At 39.4% G+C, this 19,152-nt stretch carries 11 protein-coding genes; 8 read left to right on the top strand and 3 right to left on the bottom strand.

Features of this window, described 5'->3' with window-relative positions:
* Positions 1–6: 6 nt before the first annotated feature.
* The 3 genes from OQZ33_RS21715 to OQZ33_RS21725 are packed head-to-tail and all read left to right on the top strand — an operon-like array spanning position 7 to position 4,838.
* A complete protein-coding gene (locus tag OQZ33_RS21715; RefSeq protein ID WP_265801569.1) occupies positions 7–1,209 on the top strand; it encodes a DUF4374 domain-containing protein in 1,203 nt (400 codons plus the stop codon).
* A 15-nt stretch (positions 1,210–1,224) separates the two neighbouring features.
* Positions 1,225–2,355, top strand: coding sequence for a PepSY-associated TM helix domain-containing protein (locus tag OQZ33_RS21720; protein ID WP_265801570.1), 1,131 nt, complete (start codon positions 1,225–1,227; stop codon positions 2,353–2,355).
* 26 nt (positions 2,356–2,381) lie between these two features.
* Positions 2,382–4,838 (top strand): outer membrane beta-barrel family protein, encoded by a 2,457-nt coding sequence (locus tag OQZ33_RS21725; RefSeq protein ID WP_265801571.1) that lies wholly within the window; start codon positions 2,382–2,384, stop codon positions 4,836–4,838.
* 274 nt (positions 4,839–5,112) lie between these two features.
* On the opposite strand, the gene OQZ33_RS21730 is transcribed toward OQZ33_RS21725, so the two are convergent.
* Positions 5,113–5,355: a hypothetical protein gene (locus OQZ33_RS21730; protein WP_265801572.1), complete on the bottom strand. Its 243-nt coding sequence runs from the start codon at positions 5,353–5,355 to the stop codon at positions 5,113–5,115.
* A 158-nt stretch (positions 5,356–5,513) separates the two neighbouring features.
* Between OQZ33_RS21730 and OQZ33_RS21735 the strand changes: the two genes are divergently transcribed.
* From OQZ33_RS21735 to ltrA, 5 genes are all read left to right on the top strand, one after another.
* Positions 5,514–5,936, top strand: coding sequence for a hypothetical protein (locus tag OQZ33_RS21735; protein ID WP_265801574.1), 423 nt, complete (start codon positions 5,514–5,516; stop codon positions 5,934–5,936).
* 22 nt (positions 5,937–5,958) lie between these two features.
* Positions 5,959–6,306 (top strand): hypothetical protein, encoded by a 348-nt coding sequence (locus OQZ33_RS21740; RefSeq protein ID WP_265801576.1) that lies wholly within the window; start codon positions 5,959–5,961, stop codon positions 6,304–6,306.
* A gap of 107 nt (positions 6,307–6,413) precedes the next feature.
* A complete protein-coding gene (locus OQZ33_RS24390) occupies positions 6,414–6,590 on the top strand; it encodes a histone H1 (RefSeq protein ID WP_265801582.1) in 177 nt (58 codons plus the stop codon).
* Positions 6,591–7,289: 699 nt separating this feature from the next.
* A complete protein-coding gene (locus OQZ33_RS21750) occupies positions 7,290–11,375 on the top strand; it encodes a hybrid sensor histidine kinase/response regulator transcription factor (RefSeq protein WP_265801577.1) in 4,086 nt (1,361 codons plus the stop codon).
* Positions 11,376–11,999: 624 nt separating this feature from the next.
* The gene (gene ltrA, locus OQZ33_RS21755) at positions 12,000–13,271 is read left to right on the top strand and encodes a group II intron reverse transcriptase/maturase (RefSeq protein WP_265801578.1); all 1,272 of its coding nucleotides are present in this window, start codon (positions 12,000–12,002) and stop codon (positions 13,269–13,271) included.
* A gap of 81 nt (positions 13,272–13,352) precedes the next feature.
* Here ltrA and OQZ33_RS21760 read toward each other — a convergent pair whose 3' ends face one another.
* Together OQZ33_RS21760 and OQZ33_RS21765 are read right to left on the bottom strand one after the other, a co-directional pair.
* Positions 13,353–15,293: a RagB/SusD family nutrient uptake outer membrane protein gene (locus tag OQZ33_RS21760; protein WP_265801579.1), complete on the bottom strand. Its 1,941-nt coding sequence runs from the start codon at positions 15,291–15,293 to the stop codon at positions 13,353–13,355.
* Between the two features lie 9 nt (positions 15,294–15,302).
* Positions 15,303–18,608 carry a SusC/RagA family TonB-linked outer membrane protein gene (locus OQZ33_RS21765; protein ID WP_265801580.1) on the bottom strand — a complete coding sequence of 1,102 codons (3,306 nt, stop codon included), beginning with the start codon at positions 18,606–18,608 and terminating at the stop codon, positions 15,303–15,305.
* Between the last annotated feature and the right edge of the window lie 544 nt (positions 18,609–19,152).

The raw sequence follows: 19,152 nt of genomic DNA on the forward strand, positions 1-19,152 counted from the left end.
TAAAAGATGAAAAAATATATAAGTAGTGCCATAAAGGCTATTGCGCTAGTATTATTGATTGTTGTTATCAACAGCTGTAAAAAGCCAGCAGGGGGTTCAGACCAAGGCGAAACTAAATATTCGGCAGTACTATGCATTGGTAGCTGGCCAAATACCGCTTATTACATTGCCGGCATAGGGTCGTTAACCAGCGGTACCATTAGTTTGGCTAATAACGGCGCCGAAATGACGGGTAAAGTTTATGCGCAAGATATTATCCAAAGGGATGGTTTTTATTATCACGCCAACGCATCCAGCGGAAAATTAGGCAAATATCACGTTGAAAATGGGGTGTTGGTAACCGATAAAGAAATTCCTTTTTCGTGGTTAGAGTGGAGCTCGTATGCTTGGGAAGATGCAAGTACTTTGGTCATCTTCGGGGTTGGCAATAATGAGGGGCGTTACGCTGTTGTTAACGTAGACAGAATGGCGATTAAAACGGGTAAACTAAGCCTCAAAAGCATTCCAACGGGTTTCGATGGTTACAACATCGGTTTCGCACAATACAGCGCTAACAAACTATATTTAGGTTATGGGTTTTCTTCGACAGATTTTACCAAATATCCCAACATGCCGGTATACCAGGAGTCGTTAGTAGCGATAATAGACTATGCAACCATGACGGTAGAAAAATCTCTGTCTGATACTCGTACTACTGGTTTAGGCGGTCCAAATGTATATGCGCCATCTTCATTTGTAGATGAGTTGGGCGATCTTTATTTTATCAGTGATCCGGTAAATAATTACGATTACAATTCTCCATCGGTAATGTACCGTATCAAAAGTGGAACCACAGTGATCGATCCAACTTACTTCTTCAATTTTTCTGCAGTTACTAATAACGAAATGGTGCCGGCAATGTGGTACATCGGTAATGGAAAAGCCATTGTGCGTTCAAGAATTGCAGGTCAATCTATCGATACCGACCATTATTTCTGTATAGTAGATGCTAGAAACGGGTCGTTTATTAAAAAACTAAACTTACCTGTGGATAAAGGAGAACGGATGGTAAATGCCGTAATTGTTGAAGATGGAAAAGTTTTTATTGCAGTAAATTCTGCGGATAAAGATTACATCTGGCAGTACAATCCCGCAACCGATGAGCTTACCAAAGGGGTTGAGTTTATAGGAGGTATCGATTACATCCTGAGAATAGAAAAACTAAAATAATACCAGCAGCTTACAATGACATTTAAGAAGATTAATGCGTGGCTGCATTTATGGCTAGGGTTAGCATCTGGTATTGTTGTGTTTATACTCGGAATTACGGGCTGCATACTTGTTTTTAAGGTAGAAATTAACAAATATGCCTCACCTTGGACACGGGTAGAAATTCCTGAAGGCGGTAAAATGTTGCCACCTTCAGTACTTTACAAGGCGGTAGAAAAAGCGGTGCCCAATAGAGAAATAGAATCAGTTTGGTACCATGGCCAAGGAATGACCTCAAGGTTCAGGATTCATGAAATGGATTCTACCGTTTTTGTTAATCCATACAATGCAGAAGTTGTAGCTATTGGCCAGTTAAATGATTTTTTTCACTTTTTTGAAGACGGCCATTATTATTTGTGGTTGCCACAAAAAATTGGTCGTCAAGTAACAGGCTGGGGCACGTTTATATTTTTTCTACTGCTCATTAGCGGATTGATTTTATGGTGGCCCAAAAACCTGAAAAAAGCTAATGTTAATAAGAGCTTTAAAATTAAATGGAGCGGTAAGTTTAAGCGTGTAAATTACGATTTACACAACGTTTTAGGTTTCTACTCCATTATTGTTGCACTTATTTTAGCTTTTACCGGTTTAATTATGAGTTTTGCCTGGGTTAATGCTGGTGTATATTGGTTGGCTGGAGGAGATAGCACAGAGAAAAAAAGAATTGAAGCTGTTTCTGACACCACCACAAATCTTAAAACAAATATGTTAGAGCAGGTAAACAAGGCCTTTTACTTAGGAGTTTCCAAAATTGGCGAACATAATACAGATCAAATTATTGTCAACTTCCCCGAGAGCGCATCTGATGCACTTTACATCTGTGTTGATATGTATAAAGGTACCTGGCGTGATGTTTACCTAGATCAATATACCTTAAAAGAACTTCCAGCATCGAGAAATAGACTTAGAAATGAAGACCTCGCCGCTTGGATTAGACGCTCTAATTATGGCTTACACGTTGGCGAAATTGGCGGAACTACGACTAAAATAATCTACTTCATAGTTAGCTTAATTTGCGCCAGTTTGCCCGTTACCGGCTTTTACGTTTGGTGGGGCAAAAGGAAAAAATCAAAAAAGAAATTCAGCAGCTTAAGCGAACCCAATTAAGCGCTTATCAATTAAAATCATACAGAATGAAATGTACGTGTACTACAGCTAAATTGGCTGTCAAGGATATCTTTTTGCGCAAAATTTTAGGGTTTATTGCTTTATTGCTGTGGACACAAATTGCTGTTGCACAACAAGAGGGGCGTATTTTGGGAGTAGTAAAAACTACTTTGGGCAAACCCATAGAATATGCCTCGGTAGCCTTAAAGCAAAGCGATGATAAAATTTTTAAGGGCGTATTAACAGATTCTGTTGGTAAATTTTCGTTTGCAAATTTGCCAAACGGAACTTATAAATTGGTAATTTCTAGCATGGGTCATATCAACCAAACCTTACCTAACTTCCAGGTTAATGCTTCAAATAAGGTCTTTAATTTCTCAGATATTCAACTGGCGGATGATGCGAAACAATTAGCAGCGGTACAGGTTACTGGGCAAAGGAAAGTGATAGAGCAAAGTATGGATAAAATGACTTTAAACGTAGAGCATAGCATTTTAGCCGAAGGCAGTACAGCCTTAGAATTGTTGGAAAGAGCGCCAGGGGTGAAGGTAGATGGTGATGGTAACATTTCCCTAAAAGGAAGAAGTGGTGTAAACGTAATGATCAATGGCAAGCTGACCTATTTAAATGCAGCAGAACTGGCAATACTATTAAAAGCAACCAATTCTTCATCCATCTCTAAAATTGAAATCATCAACAGTCCGTCTGCTAAATTTGATGCTGCGGGTAATGTTGGGATGATCAACATTGTGATTAAGAAAAACCAAGCAAGAGGGTTTAACGGTTCCATCAATACAAATGCTGGCGCTGGTCGTAATGCAAGGTATGGCGGTGGATTTAACCTGAATTATCGTTCTGCAAAATTTAACATTTATGGTAATTATAACTACGCTTATCGTGGCGAAACCGAATACCTGGATTTTATCAGGCGTTTTGCCGATGGACAAGTTTCAAATTTTCGAACATCTACCCAGCGTACCGAAACCAATGAGCCACTAAATACCCATAATTTTCGTGCTGGTATCGATTATGAAATTGATAGCAGTCATGTTATTGGGCTTTTGGTGAACGGAAATTTAGGGAGCTATATCCACGATAGTGAAACCAGCAACCTGATTAGAAATAATCAGGGAACTTTGTTAAGTGATATGTTTACCCAAAACTACGATAAACAAAGCTGGGAGAGTTTAACCTACAACTTAAACTACTTGCATCGTTTTGGAAAAAAAGGTAGAGCGCTCTCTGCAGATTTAGACTTTGCGCCTAATCGTTTCAACTCTAATTTAAATTTGGATACCCGTTCCAAACCTAATACTGATTTTCCTGATGGAAATTTAGCCAGAAGACGCGGAACTGTGCCTGCTAAAACCGATGTTTATGTAGCTAAGTTTGATTACACCGACGTATTTAGCGAAGCTATAAAATGGGAAACTGGAGCAAAGAGTTCGTTCATCCAAGCGGATAATAATTTGGTATATCATCGGTTCATCAATAACAATTGGGAGTATGATGCAACGTCAAGTAATCATTTTAAATACAAAGAGCAAATTCATGCGGCTTACTTAAATGTGATGGCGGAGTTTGGAAAAACCTCAATACAAGCGGGTTTACGTGGCGAGTACACCAATACCAACGGAAATCAAATCACTGCCAATCAGGTTTTTGCAAGAGATTACTTTCAATTGTTTCCCAATGTGGCGGTAAACCAAAATATCAATGCCAACAACCAGGTTCAACTTTCTTATAGTCGTAGAATTGAAAGGCCAAATTATAGTTCCTTAAACCCTTTTCGTATGTTCAGAGACCCATCTTTATACTATGAAGGAAATCCATATCTAAAACCAGAACTAACACAAAACATTGTATTTAATTATGTATTCAAGAACAAGTTTACTACGTCTTTAAACTACAGCAGAACCAGTGATGTAATTACTTGGGTAACGGGACAGAATGATGCTGCAAATACGACTTTCGAAGCGCCAAAAAACCTCCCAAGTTTAGTGAATATGGGTGTGAGTTTTACCGCCCAGGTTGACTATTTCAAGTGGTGGTCGGCAACAAATTTTGTAAATGTTTTTCGTAACGAATACGATCTGCAAAATAGCAAGAACAAACAAACCAGCTTTAGTGCAAATACCCAGAATTCGTTTAAATTAGCTAAAGGTTTCGGCGCAGAGCTGAATGCTTTTTATAACTCAAAATCAGCTTATGGTATGATGATCGAGCAATCTTACTGGGCAGTTTCTGCCGCCTTGCAAAAAAGCATACTCAATGATAAAGGCAGTATCAAGTTAGCAGTGAATGATATTTTTCAGACCAATAACTTTAGAAATGATACCCGCTATGAAAATATCAATATGTACAGCAGAATTTGGATTGATAGCCGAAGAGCAATCCTTTCATTTACCTACAGGTTTGGAAAGCAGTTTGAAAATGGTGCCCGTAAAACAGCTAGCGATGACATTCAAGACAGGATAAAATAATCACAAAGGCTATGGGTATGAAGATCTTTTATTCGGGAAGCCAGTACATGGTGTAATCATCCGGGAATAGAGATAAAGAAAATTTCTGAAAAAAAATGCTGCTGATCTCTAAAAATCTAGCTTTAAATTTTGGTATTATGACCTTGATAAATTGATTTTTCTCAAAAAGGTATTAAGATATCGAAGAAGATAGTTGACAGAAAATTAGAAATTATTCCACTTTAATAATACTTGTTACTCTTATCCCGGGCATCCGGTCGAAAATATCCTGCATTTATTTTCTATGGTTTGCCCAGCAAATAACACTACTTTGTTGATGCCAAATGCCTTTGAGCGCTTTACCACGTTGTTGTACATTCCCTGATTTCTCATCAGCCGCCAGAGGAGTTTGGAAATCCAGTTTCTCTTTCGGAAAGCCTTTCATTTCATACATTCCAGGGGATTGAAATCTCCTGTTTCTCCTTTCATTTCCGGCTTTGTGAAGATCAGCTTTACTGCCGTTTTCCTGGCCGCTCATATTTTTTTACAGTCGAAGGCTTCAGTCTTTTCCGCTTTAAGCAGGCTACGGGCTTTCAGGACTATTCGCATTGGAAAAGGCCTGTGGGTGCGGGCAGTTTCCTGGATCAACTGCGTTTTGGTCGCTGAATATAATAACAATATATAAGTCTTTAATCTATGAATGAAGAGAATGTTGGGTATTTGCAGAATAATCTAAAATACCTGGGTTTTGGGGAGCAGCTGAATGCGGCGCTAAAAGAATCCATCGGAAAGGCTTTGCCTGAATTTAAATTTAAATTGGAGACGTCCGTTGTGATGGCCGATCCTGTTAATAAGGATAAGCCGGAATTAGCTGATAAGATATCTTATGCGCTGAACTTTTCAAAAAGTAAGGTGACTGATGTGTATTTCTTTAACAACTTTGAAGCGACTTTGCAAAAAGGAGGCGCTGTTGATGCGCTTTCGCAGGTCTTCTATATCAATAAGGGTAAGGGAGTAACCGCCAAGGAATCATTTAATCTCATTTCTGACCGTGCGGTCAATAAGGACGTAGTAAAGTGGGGAGAAAGCGAACCTGTGGCTAAAGCTGGACTTTGCTGAAAAAGTGGATGGGGGATATGTCATGAAGAACTTTGGCGAAAGTGCGGATTTGATCTTTCTGCACATAACCATTGACAGTTTTATGATCTCTGATCTTGAAAAGCTAGGTTTTAAGTATCAGTTAATGAAGTCATTGCAGCGTGGTAATGTGCATGAGGTTTCTTTTTTCAAGGTTGGCAGGGAAACAAAGGGATTTGTTGCTGCCTACCCACAGTATAAGACTTTGGACTTTTCTGACGCGGGTATGAAGTCGGTGTACAGCAAGGCTGTGGACCAGAAGGCAATGGCCAGTGAGGCAGTTGTCCAGGAGCCTGAAGTTGCTATGGAGACAAAAAGGGCAGGGGCAGATTGTCTTTGTATTAAGTTTTAGTTTTGTTGAGGCTTAGCAGGGGGCAAATGCCCCTGCTACTTGAGTTTGGCTAATTTTTTTGTGATTTAAGGGATTCTGATATATTTGCCGCTTAAATATCACTTATCATAGAAAAATATGCAAAAATTAGCGAGCTTGTAGCATCGGTTGAAGCTGATGCTGAAAAGTTCTACAACGCAGGTATCGCTGCTGTCGGAACGCGTGTTCGTAAAGGTATGCAGGATCTGAAAAACCTTGCTCAGGAAATCAGAGCTGAGGTCACAGAAAAGAAAAATACCAAGTAATCAATTAAGATTACTGTTTTGGGAATTATGCCCCAGTCCGGATTCGGATTGAGGCATAATTATTACGGTGGAAATTATATGGATTAAATCAATAAAAAAACCAAGATTGCCACAGAATTTTCATAAATTTTATTTTTGATTTTCACTTATTCCTTAACAATTTCCGCTGATCGTATTTAATAGGGGCATAGTGTCAGATATAAGATTGATGCTCAAGGAATCAATTAGATCAGCGTCAACTTTCATGTTTGACTATTAGCATCTTTCCATTTTCCAACCCCGTCCGACCGTAATCTAAACAATATCTTCAAATATATTTAGAGCTATTCAGTATCCAGCTAACATCCTCAAAATTAAAGCCGATGTCAGTAGAAACTACCAGCTAATACATTAGTCGGATTGTATTTAAGTAGTAAAAAATAGAGATATTTTTTGTATTATGCTCACATTTGTAATTGATCTGTCAAGAGGTGTTCTTAATTATTAGCAGATAATAAGTTTGTGCAAATCTAGCTAGGTTCGTTCTGTGCGCTATGAAATGCGCATGCTACAGGTACTTGTCATGACTATATTTTGAGCAGAAATCCATAAAAAAAAACTTCCTTATAATAACAAAAGATAGTTATTTTTGGTTTTTGCTTGACCTTTTCATCCTTTTGAAAAAAGGCAATTTCTATCCCAAATCACTAACCAAATGATATGCATCTTAAGCTGAAAAGGTACTTTTTGATTGTTTTGTTTTTCTTGATCGGCATACGGCTTTATGGCACAGAAAATCTACCGTTCTCTACCTTAGGCATCGAGAAGGGACTGTCTAATAATGCGGTAAGGGCAATTTTTAAAGATTCAAAAGGCTTTATGTGGTTTGGTACCCACGATGGTTTAAATAGGTATGATGGTTACGAGTTCAAAATTTTCAGGAATATTTTAGGAGATAAAAAATCTCTCCCACATAATTACATTTATAGCATTAGCGAAGACAGGGCGCATAACTTATGGATTGGCACTGGACAGGGAATTGGAATTTACAATCCATTGAATAATCATTTCACTGCTGCTTATTTTAAAAGACATTCCGATCGAGCCAGATTGGCAATAACTTCTCAGATCAATGAAATCATAGCAACTGGTAGTGGTGAAATGATTGTGGCTACGAACGGACTAGGGTTAATTGTAAAACCTGCCGCTCAAAACGAAGGGATACAAATTATGCTCAAATTAAAAGATGGGATGAGCACTGCAAATTATAATGTTCTTGATATTAAAATTGCCGGAAATAAAACAATTTACTTACTAATAGAGGGTGTTGGATTATGCGTTTACAAACAAAAAGCTAAACAGGTAGAAGTTTTAGAAACACTTTCGGTAATTACCCAGTGCATGGAAGTTGAAGACAACGAAAATTTGTTAATCAGTTCCAGCAAAGGCATTATTCGTTTAAATATTCTGTCACATCAGCAGCAGGCTTTAGGTGAAAACTTCGTTATTCCATCGAATGCAGAACTCATTTCGACCATGCATCTTGATAAACAGAAACAGCTGTGGCTAGGAACAAATGCTGATGGTTTGAAAGTTAAAACACAGGTAACTGGAGGTAAATATATATGGCCTTTAAGTGGCGCTATTCAAAATCAACTCATTCTAACAATTTATGAAGACGAGGTCGGTAGAAAATGGATCGGTACCTCGAAAGAAGGCGTAATTATTTTGGACTCGAAGAGCGCGAAATTTAAAACAATTTCTAGCAATCCACAGCTAAAAACAAGCTTAGTGAGCAATTTTGTTTCTGCTTTTTACGAAGAGAGAAATGGAAAGCTTTGGATTGGAACAGATGCAGGCGGTATCAGCATATGGAATCGTACTCAAAATACCTTCGGCAATCTCAAGTCTGTTCCACAAAATCCTTCATCGTTAAGTAGCAACGCAATTAGTGCTATTAAAGAAGATTACCTGGGAAATATTTGGGTGGCTACTTATGGTGGCGGTATTAATAAAGCTATTGGGGATACTCGTTATTTTAAACACTATAAATGCATCAACCAGTTTACAGGAAAGGAAAATGAAAATGTTTGGCAATTGTTAGAGGGGCATAATAAAGTGTTTTGGGCTACAACTTTTTCTCACGGAACACTGTATTTTTTAAATAGGAATAAAGATCGTTTTGAAGTCTTTGATCGAAATCTAAACGAAAATCTGCTATCACTTAAAGAAGATCGCAACTATAATCTTTGGGGTGGCAACGCATCAGCGCTTATTAAAATTGATAGTACCAAAAAGAAACATGAATATTATGATATTGGCAAACCGGTTCGGGTGATTTTTGAAGATCGCTTTGGCAATTTCTGGATTGGTTCTGAAGGGGGCGGGCTCTTGCTCTTCGACCGGAAAAAGAAAAAAATAGTGAAACGATTTTCTACCTCGGATGGGCTTTCCAATAATTCTGTGATCGGCATCGTAGAAACCGAGGGCAGTTTGTGGTTAAGCACCTTTAGCGGGCTTTCCAAATTCGACATCAAAAAGCAAACATTTTCGAATTTTTATCAGGACGACGGACTTCAGAGTAATCAGTTTCTTGATAATTCCTCCTTAAAATTGCGATCTGGAGAATTGGTGTTTGGAGGCTTGCGGGGCTTTAGTATTTTTCATCCCGATAGTAACAAAGTTACTGCCACAGCTGCTCCAATCGTTATCACAGCCATCCGGATTAACAATACGGCGGTTTCACCAGGGAATGCTATAGTAGCCGGAATGAGAGATGGTGAGATAGAAAAGCTCGAAATTCCCTACAACGAAGGGTTGGCTGTTGATTTTGCGGCGCTTGAATACAGTGTTCCAGGGAAAATATCTTACGCTTATTTTATGGAAGGTTGGGATAGAGGATGGAGTACTGCAGGCAAATTGAGAACAGCAACCTACACTAAACTGGCAGATGGAGATTATCGTTTGAGAATCAAATCGACCAATGCTGACGGCGCCTGGTCCCCCACAGAAAAAGTAATTCTTGTTACCATTTTACCGCCCTGGTACCGCTCATGGTGGGCGTTTTCATTTTATGTAATTCTTGCTGTTGTTACAGGATATTTATTTTTACGTTATCAAAAGCATCAGTCATTTTTGCGGTATCAGGTGGAGCTTGCTAACTTAAGGGTAGAGCAGGAAAAGGAGCTTAGTGAAAATAAACTTACTTTCTTTACCAATATTTCACATGAGTTTAGAACTCCTTTAACGCTCATTATTAACCCTATAAAGGAATTTTTAAATAGTAAAGATAGTTATGTAGACCCTAAAGAACTGATTATAGTTTACAGAAATGCCCGAAGACTTTTATCATTGGTTGATCAACTATTGTCTTTCAGGAAATCGGAAACTCAAAATATTAAAGTGTCGCAGTTTGATATTGTTGCTTTTAGCAGAGAAATTTTTACTTCTTTTAGCCAACAAGCAAAATCTAAACGAATAGCCTATTCATTTATTGCCGCTGAAGAGGAGGTTTATATTTTTGGAGATCGGGAGAAATTGGAAATTGTGTTGTTTAACCTCCTTGCTAACGCTTTTAAATTTACACCAAATGGCGGCAGTATCACTTTATCAGCCCTTTTGGAACATGATTATGTAGTTGTAAAAGTGATTGATACGGGTACAGGTATTTCAAAAGAAGCGGGGGCAAAAATTTTTGAAAGATTTTATCAAGACTCAAAACAACATGCCAGCAGTGGTTTTGGCATTGGACTTTTTTTAGTTAAAAAATTAATAGATGCCCATCACGGAACAGTTACTTACCAAAGTACGCCTGGCGAAGGAACCGAATTAATATTTAGCTTGTTGTTGGGATCTTCACATTTTACACCCGAAGAAATTGTAGAAATTGCTCCACCGCCTGTTACTAACAATACAACTTTTAATAGTTACAGTTTAACGTTAACAGAAAATGATCAACCAAATGAGGATCATTTACCAGCGAAGGCTGGTACATTTGATCCCACTACCGAAAAGAAAGCGATCCTGATTGTGGAAGACAGTGCCGATATCAGAAATTATGTGAAAAAGATTTTTACGAATGACTATTTGGTTTATGAGGCGGAAAATGGAACCGAAGGCTTTACTCTAGTGAAAAAATATGTGCCCGATATTGTAATTACCGATGTGGTAATGAATGGGGGGAATGGCCTGGATTTATGTACAAACATTAAATCAAACCCTGAACTAAGCCATATTCCAGTAATCATATTAACATCCAGTTCATCATCAGAAATTAAACTTAAAGGAATTGAACAGGGGGCTGATGATTTTATTACCAAGCCTTTTGATCAGGACATTTTGATTGCCCGTGTAGTAAACTTATTAAAAAGTAGAAATGCGCTTCAACAATATTTTTTGAATGAAATCACCCTTAAAGCGGATGATTTTAAGATCTCCACTGAATATAAGGAGTTTTTAGAACGATGTATTTCCATTACAGAAAAACATTTAGATAACCCTGGTTTTAGTGTGAAAACCCTAGCGGATGAGCTTGCAACTTCTCCATCTCTACTTTATAAGAAAGTTAAGGCCATCTCTGGGAAAACAACGAACGAATTTATCAGATATATCAGGTTAAGAAAAGCTGCCCAACTGTTAATTAATTCTGATTATAATATCAATCAAACTGCCATTCATTGTGGTTTTAACGATATAAAATATTTTAGGGAGCAGTTTAACAAGGTTTTCGGAATGCGGCCATCGGATTATATTAAAAAGTATAGAACCAACCTTTCATCAAAGCATAGGGTAATCCGGAATTTTTAAATCTAACTAAGTAAAAAGGGCGAATCTAATTGGATTCGCCCTTTTTTGTGCGCCGGGCATGGCTATCTGCTATAGGGTTCAAGTCCCGAACACGCTTTGCAGTAGGAAGTGTAGCTTAAGACAAGGGTGTCGTGGGCGACTGCGAATCTAAAGGAAGTCGGCGGCAAATATGGGGGCTCACGAACAGAAACTGTATATAAGGCGGCATCAGTCTGGGTGATGTTGCAAAACAAACAAAAGCCCAATACTGCATGGAAACTATGACGTAAATACAGGAGCTGGATCCATAGGAAGTAGATAGCCTTACCCCGGGAGATCTGGTTAAAATCCGTCGAGGGCATGCGCGAATGCCGTAGAGGAAACACTGCTCAGAATAATAATGAGCAGCTGGTCTAACCAGAAGTCAGCAGCGGCCATATTGCTGCAGGTAAATTACAGGAAGGGCCAAATGTTAGGATGGCAAAGGAAACAGAAAGTTTATGGCAAAGCGTCTACAGCTGAAACACTTAAGAGAACTGCTTATATGAGGGTAGGACGGAATCCGAGATTAAATTATAAGAGGAGCCGAGCCGAGCCGTGCAACCAATGTGCACAATGCCTGGGAAGGAGTTTTTTTTTAGTATTATGCTTGAAGAAATATTAGACATCCGAAATGTACAAAAAGCCTTTAGGCGGGTTACTGCCAATAAGGGTGCTGGAGGTATTGATGGTATGCAGACCGATGAACTTCGCGACTACCTGAATGCTAACTGGCAGACATTACGGTCAAATATTTTAACAGGTAATTTTCGGCCAAATGCTGTTCGAAAGGTAGAAATACCCAAAAGCGGAGGAGGAATGAGGATGCTTTGCATCCCAACGGTCATTGATCGCCTAATCCAACAGTCTATCGCTCAATGGCTGATCCCCAAGTATGAGGGTGACTTTTCTGCTAAAAGTTATGGTTTTCGGCCAAAGCGCAATGCCCATCAGGCAGTGCTAAAAGCTCAGGAATATCTTAACACAGGTTACACCTGGATTGTGGAACTTGATCTGGACAAATTTTTTGACCGGGTAAACCATGACAAACTTATGCATCTGCTGTCAGTAAAGATAAAAGATAAGCGTACATTGAAGCTTATTCGTCTTTATCTGAGTGTGGGAATCATGGAGAATGGATTGGTAAGCCCAAGAAGAGAAGGAACGCCACAAGGCAGTCCATTGAGTCCATTATTGTCAAATGTTATCCTGGATGAACTTGATGTTAAGCTCGAAGAGCGTGGCCACAGTTTTGTGCGATATGCTGATGATTGCAGTATTTATTTGCGAAGCAAGAAGTCTGCTGAACGTGTGATGTCGAACATTTCTAGCTATCTTGAGAAGTCCTTAAAACTTAAGGTTAACAGGGAGAAGAGTAAGGTCAGCAAACCAACGGATAGTTCTTTGTTGGGCTTTTCCTTTTATAAGAGAAAAGGATGGCAGTTACGTTTGTCTTCAGGTTCTGTTAAGAAAGTTAAAGAAAAGATACGGTTCTATACCCAACGCAAACACTCTGTCTCACTAAGTAATCGGCTGAGAAAATTGGACGAAGTAATTAGGGGATGGGTTAACTATTTCTCTATCGCTACTGGCAAGAGGGTGTTTGGAGAGCTGGATAGGATGGTTCGTAGAAGACTCAGGGTTATCCTCTGGAAAGAATGGAAGAATGCGTCAAACCGGATGCGTAACCTAATAAAGCTGGGGATATCCAAAAGCCAATCCTATCAATGGCCTCAAAGTAGAAAATCATATTGCAGAACAGCTAATAGCAAGATACTGATGATAAGTTTGAACAATGCTTACTTCTCCAAAATGAAGTATGTCGGCTTTGAAAAATACTACTATTGGAAAACGAAACACCAAATGAAATTATTCTAGCAAACCGCCGTATGCCGAACGGCACGTACGGTGGTGAAGGGGGATAGGTAGCCAGCTAATGGCTACCTTCCTACCTAATTGCTAGTTTTTGTCTTCGTCTGCAACGGCGTCCTGCCAGGTCTGCCACAGCTCTATGCCTACATTGTAACCGCTGTAGCCTGGATTTTGGCTTAATCTTGCCCCTCCGTTTGAGTTTATTGCACTCTGTGGAATTGGCCAGTTAATGTTTTTTGGTGCCATCGTGTATGAGCGACTTCTTACCGTAACTTTTCCTTTGTTGTAGAAATCACTGTAGCGTTCAATTCTTTGAAACCAGTAACTGTTTTGTGCCAGGTTTGCCACAGTATAGGTAGTTCCGCGTTCATCCGGTTTTCCGCTCATGGCCAAACAATATGAAACCCTGCTCATTTCGGTAAACCTCCATTCTTCCATGTTGAGTTCGCGGGCACGTTCATCCATGATGTCTCCAATATTCACAGTGGTATACAATTGCGTACATTGAGCACGTCGGCGAATAGTATTTACATCAGCAGTTGCACCGGCAATGTCACCAGCATAAAATTTAGCTTCGGCCCGCAAAAGGTACGTTTCTGCCAGGCGATAGCAATACCAATCGCCTGCACCACCCCTGTGGTTGGCCTCATTTGCATTTTGTGTTTCCAGCGGATCTTCAACATAGTATTTATAATGTGGCCATTCGAAGTAGGTTCTGATCGTATCGTTTGATAATAAGGTCCCTGTTGTACTACGCAAACGCACATTCTGACCAAACCATGTCGCGTTAGTAGGGTCATTATATTTTAATGATTCTGGCGAAACCCAATTGCCTACAGCAGTATTGTGCCTCAAATCTCCCGCATCATTTACACCGTTTACATACCAAACCGCTTTTTGAGCATAATATGTTGGTCTGATATGACCAATCCCTCTTCCATGTGCATGTGTATAATCATATTGCGCCCGGTAGTTAGCGTTCGATGTAGCAAAATATCGAAGTGCTTGCCTGCCATCTGGCGAGGTAACTCCCGTACCATCCATTAACGGCAACCAGTTTCTCATGGTATTCATTTTAATACCCATATCGGTAGCATTACGATTAAGCATCACCAAAATGTTTTCTTTGTTAGCATTAATGGCTTTGTTTTCTGGTCGGTGTAAATCCCAAACCACATTTCTGGTTACTGGCCATGTAGCCGAATATGGACTAACAAAGTTTCCGAAGGTATTTGTCATCAATGAATAACCAGAGCTGTTTATTAAAATATCTGCCTGTTGAATCGCTTTATCATATTGACCGGTAGCCAGGTAACATTTAATTAGCAACTGGCGGCATGCACCTTTATTAACTAAACCAATTAAATTTGTTTGTGCCTGATCTGGAACCCATGCGACCGCCTGCTCCATATCTGCAGTAATCATTTGCAAAATCGCTTCTCTTTTTGTAGAACGATAGTTTATTTTTGGAATTTGAAGAATCTTTGTTACCAGCGGAACATCCTTGAATTCGAAACATAATGCCAGATATCGGAATGAGCGATGAAAAAGCGCTCTTCCACGATACTGATTTTTAGTGTTTTCATCCAAACCCTCCACATTTCCTATAAAACTAAGGATGGTATTGGCATATTTGATTCCGTTGTAACTCTCATTCCAGAAATATGGAACTCGTTCGGGTAAGTCTGTTGGCGTTAACCTGGTTGCGATATCGGCAAAAATATTTCCATCATCAGTCTTCGCCGCTACGGCCACATCAGAGAACATATATTCAGTGCTAATCGGGAGACTTAAATCAGTGTATTCAAAGTAGGTCCAGTATGATCTTAAATGCCTGTCGCAAATGGCCATTGCCGCATCCAGACCACTTTTGGTAGAAAATGTTTTTCCTGGCTCGTACAGAGAAAGTGGATCAGGGTCCAAATAAGAGCGTTTACATGCTGGAAAAACCGTCACGCCTATCGTAAGCAACAAAGACAATTTAGTAATGTTGCGAGCTATTTTTGATTGTAATATATTCTTTTTCATCGGTTTCATCTAAAAAGTAACGTTTAATCCGAATGTGTAAATTCTTGGCGCGATGCCTCTATTTGCTTCACTTGCGCTAAAAGTTTCAATATCCCAGTAATCCCAGTCTTTATCTTTAGCCCATACAGCTACGTTCCTTACAGTAGCGTAAAGTTTAACTTTCTCCAGCGCCAGTTGCGATGCCCATTTTTGAGGAACAGTGTAACCCAGGGTAACATTTTCCAACCTGATGAAAGATCTGTCGAAAAGTCGACCAGGTGAATTGACACCGCTTGGCCCCTTTGCATCTAAACGGGCAAACTCTGTTGAAGGATTTTCTAAAGTCCAGTATTCTTTCTGATAAGCATTGGCCAGGTTGGTCACCAGAGAGCTTCCGTTATCTTGATTTAAATAAGCACCACTTAAGCTTTTATGTCCCCAATACGAATACATATTAAAGGAGAAGTTAAAATTTTTATAAGTAAAATCGTTACGCATTGACCACATAATTGGTGGCGCCGTTTGACCCAAAAATTCTTTGTCATTATCATTGTACACCGGAGTGGTGGTGCCATTGGCGTTTACAATATCATCGCCGGTGAAATTATTGGCCACTTTTGGATCACCGGGGCGTTGGTTGTAACGTGCGGCCTCGGTTGCTTCGTTTGCTTGCCAGATTCCGGTAACGCGGTAGTTCCAGATTGCGCTGATCGGCTGCCCGATGAACCAACCATTACCAATATCATCACGTTCTTTTGTGCCGGTTACGTTACCTTGGGCATCGAGGATATTGTCGTAAACGTAATATAAGTGTTTAATGGTGTTTTTATATTTAGAAAAACCAAGAGTAGTGCTCCAGCTAAAATTGCTGTTTTTAATGTTTAAGGAGTTAAGACTGATCTCAAAACCTCTGTTCTCTACCTTACCCAGGTTGGTGGTAATGCTTCCAAAACCTGTAAAACCAGGCAAACTTCGGTTCATAATCATATCCACTGTAGGGGTAATATAGTAATCCATCGAAGCTGTTAACCTGTCTTCAAAGAAGCCCAGGTCTAAACCAACGTTAAAAGATTCTGTTTTTTCCCAATGTAGATCAGGGTTAGCCAAGCGGCCAACGGTTAAATAGCGGTATTGAATTAAGTTCCCGTTATTATCTAAATATCCGGTCGTAGCACCAACGCCAGCACCTAAATTTGCCAAAGCAAGGTAGGGGTCGTCAAGCTGACGGTTTCCGTTTTGACCCCACGAAAGTCTTAATTTCCCGTTATTTAAGGGTTTCCAGTTAAAAAACTTTTCGTTGGTGAACGTCCAGGCGAATGCTGTAGAAAAGAAATTTGCTCTTGGGTTTGAAGTTCCAAATGCAGAATACCCATCTCTTCTGATTGAAGTGGTGAGCATGTATCGGTCATCGTAAGAATAAAATAGACGTCCAAGTAAGCCATCAGCGGTTTCTTTTACGTCGTTAGAATCGTAGCTACTTCTATTCTTATCTCCATAAAATGTTTCATGAAATCCCAAAGCATCACTAGGAAGGATATTTCTTGCTTCGATTCTATCCAGCCACGATTGTTTTTTTTCAGCTTCCTGAACCAGTGTTACGCTAAAACGATGTTTTTGACCGAAAGTATGTTCCCAGCTTAAGGTGTTATTTAACGACCAATCGTAACGTTGAGTTTGCTCACGATTTACTAAACCATTCGTTGTTCTCCAATCGGGATGGCTGGCAGATTCCCAGTAGCGATCGTGAAAAAATTGATAGCGAGGTGAGCCATTGAAGGAGTAATTGATATTAAATGGAAGCTTAACCTTGGCTGTTAAAATGGTATTGAACACGGTATAACCTTTATCTAAATCCCTAAAATCCCGATCAAAATCATAATTATATCCATAATTGTTAACCATATTATCACCCATAGGATGTACCAAAAGATTTCCGTTGGCATCTTGATAACTGGCATAAGGGGCATTATTGATGATTTGTCTTCCCCAATCAACTGCTAAATCTCCATCAGTACGGTTTTGAAAGTTGACGTTGGCACCAATTTCCAGCCAATCTGTAATCTTACCTTCAACTTTTAAGTTGGAGCGGATAGCTCTATAATTATTGCCAACAACCACACCCTCATTTTGCAGGTAACCCATAGAAAGGTAATAGTTCATTTTTTCGCTGGCGCCTGAAACACTTAGGTTGTAGTCCTGGTTTTTCCCAGTTCTGAAACTATGGTCGTACCAATCGAATGTTTGTCCGCCAAGAAAATTATTTAAAGCGGTGCCTTGCAACAATAGTCGTTTGGCCCATATCTCATTGTCTGATGCGGATCCATTTCCATTAGCAGTATATGCTTTCCATTGAGCCAGGTTAATGCCATATCTGCTTAGGTTTTCTTGAGTTGGATTATCATAATATCCAGGCTGTGTTCTAAAAGTAGATTGATAAGCTTCATAATTTCCTGTAGTTGGGTTTACGCCATAAGTTGGGGAGGTATACCAATCTTCACGGTATTTCATGTAACCATCACCATCAAAAACATCGCGGTTGGCGCCCATAGTTGCCAAAGCGAAGTTGGTAGAAAATGTTATTCTTGGTTTACCAGTTTTACCTTTTTTCGTGGTAATGATTAATACACCGTTAGCTGATTTAGCCCCGTAAACCGCAGCAGCCGAAGCATCTTTTAAAACGTCAATGGCTTCAATGTCATCGGGGTTAATTTCAGAAAGTTCACCATAGAATAATGCGCCATCTAAAACCAACAATGGATCGTTATGCCCACCAGCGGTATAAACAGATCTTTGCCCTCTAATTTGAATAGAACCTCCGCCTTTGGCAGATGCATCAAAACCTACAGTGACACCTGGCGTACCACGAAGAATATCCTGTGTAGTATTTGGGTTTTGGTCGGCAATTTTATCAGGCCTAATTTGCGTGATTGCCCCCGTTAGATCTTTCTTTTTCATCGTACCGTAGCCAATTACTACCACATCGTTTAAGCTTTGGGTGTCTTCGCTAATGCTAACTTCTAAGCTGTTTGTAGCTGGGACCGGAACTGTTTTGGTTACATAACCAACAAAAGAAATTACGATCACATCTGTACTGCGCACCTGTATTTGAAATTTTCCCTGCGCATCGGTACTGGTTCCCGCAGTTCCGTTTTGAACTTTAACAACTACACCCGGTAGTAATTCGCCGTTCTTGGCATCTTTTATAGTTCCGGTGAGTGTTTTGTTTTGAGCGAGGCCAATACCTGGAAAGGAAGTGAGCAACACAAAACATAGAAACAAATTAAACAGGATTTTAAACTCCCGCTTCTCTCTAAATTTTAAGTAATAATTAGTCATATTTATTTGGTTAGGATCTACTTTAAGGGAATAGATTCCGGTAAATAATGGATTGAAAAGTTGAATCACCTGTTATACTAGTCCTGGATAACAAGCATCAGATTATTTTTAACTATCATCCGTAATAGGGGTCTGTGGCATGTTGATTCTGTTATATCTGGTTAGGATAAAGTAAGTGGTATTTTATATCAGATAGGAGGGACATATCCGCATAAATGAGGGGATAAATTGCCAGAAGCGCCATTGAACGAAACTAATAAAATACGAACTTTCTGCTACTGGTAAAAAGAGACATTTAAAGATATTGACATACTTACGTCATAAAATCATACATCTAATAAGGTACTGAGAGCTTAAAAATCCCTCGTGTGTTCGGAAATGTTCAGGAACACTAGCTATCAATCGCTAAAGCAAAAGTGCTATGTTCGCTTATTTATAAATTGTCCATTCAAAAAATCAAATTTACCCCCTTTTTTTAAGTAAATTATTTCTCTATTTTGACATATGCAAAGAACTTCCGATCTGATGGGGCTCTAATGATTTA

Origin of the sequence: Pedobacter sp. MC2016-05, from assembly GCF_026239735.1 — a bacterium.
Taxonomy (GTDB): Bacteria; Bacteroidota; Bacteroidia; order Sphingobacteriales; family Sphingobacteriaceae; genus Pedobacter.

What these genes read in the sequence shown, in the direction of transcription:
- OQZ33_RS21715 (WP_265801569.1), top strand. Translation starts at nt 7, where the DNA reads ATGAAAAAATATATAAGTAGTGCCATAAAGGCTATTGCGCTAGTATTA.
- OQZ33_RS21720 (WP_265801570.1), top strand. Translation starts at nt 1,225, where the DNA reads ATGACATTTAAGAAGATTAATGCGTGGCTGCATTTATGGCTAGGGTTA.
- OQZ33_RS21725 (WP_265801571.1), top strand. Translation starts at nt 2,382, where the DNA reads ATGAAATGTACGTGTACTACAGCTAAATTGGCTGTCAAGGATATCTTT.
- OQZ33_RS21730 (WP_265801572.1), bottom strand. Translation starts at nt 5,355, where the DNA reads ATGAGCGGCCAGGAAAACGGCAGTAAAGCTGATCTTCACAAAGCCGGA.
- OQZ33_RS21735 (WP_265801574.1), top strand. Translation starts at nt 5,514, where the DNA reads ATGAATGAAGAGAATGTTGGGTATTTGCAGAATAATCTAAAATACCTG.
- OQZ33_RS21740 (WP_265801576.1), top strand. Translation starts at nt 5,959, where the DNA reads ATGAAGAACTTTGGCGAAAGTGCGGATTTGATCTTTCTGCACATAACC.
- OQZ33_RS21750 (WP_265801577.1), top strand. Translation starts at nt 7,290, where the DNA reads ATGCATCTTAAGCTGAAAAGGTACTTTTTGATTGTTTTGTTTTTCTTG.
- ltrA (WP_265801578.1), top strand. Translation starts at nt 12,000, where the DNA reads ATGCTTGAAGAAATATTAGACATCCGAAATGTACAAAAAGCCTTTAGG.
- OQZ33_RS21760 (WP_265801579.1), bottom strand. Translation starts at nt 15,293, where the DNA reads ATGAAAAAGAATATATTACAATCAAAAATAGCTCGCAACATTACTAAA.
- OQZ33_RS21765 (WP_265801580.1), bottom strand. Translation starts at nt 18,608, where the DNA reads ATGACTAATTATTACTTAAAATTTAGAGAGAAGCGGGAGTTTAAAATC.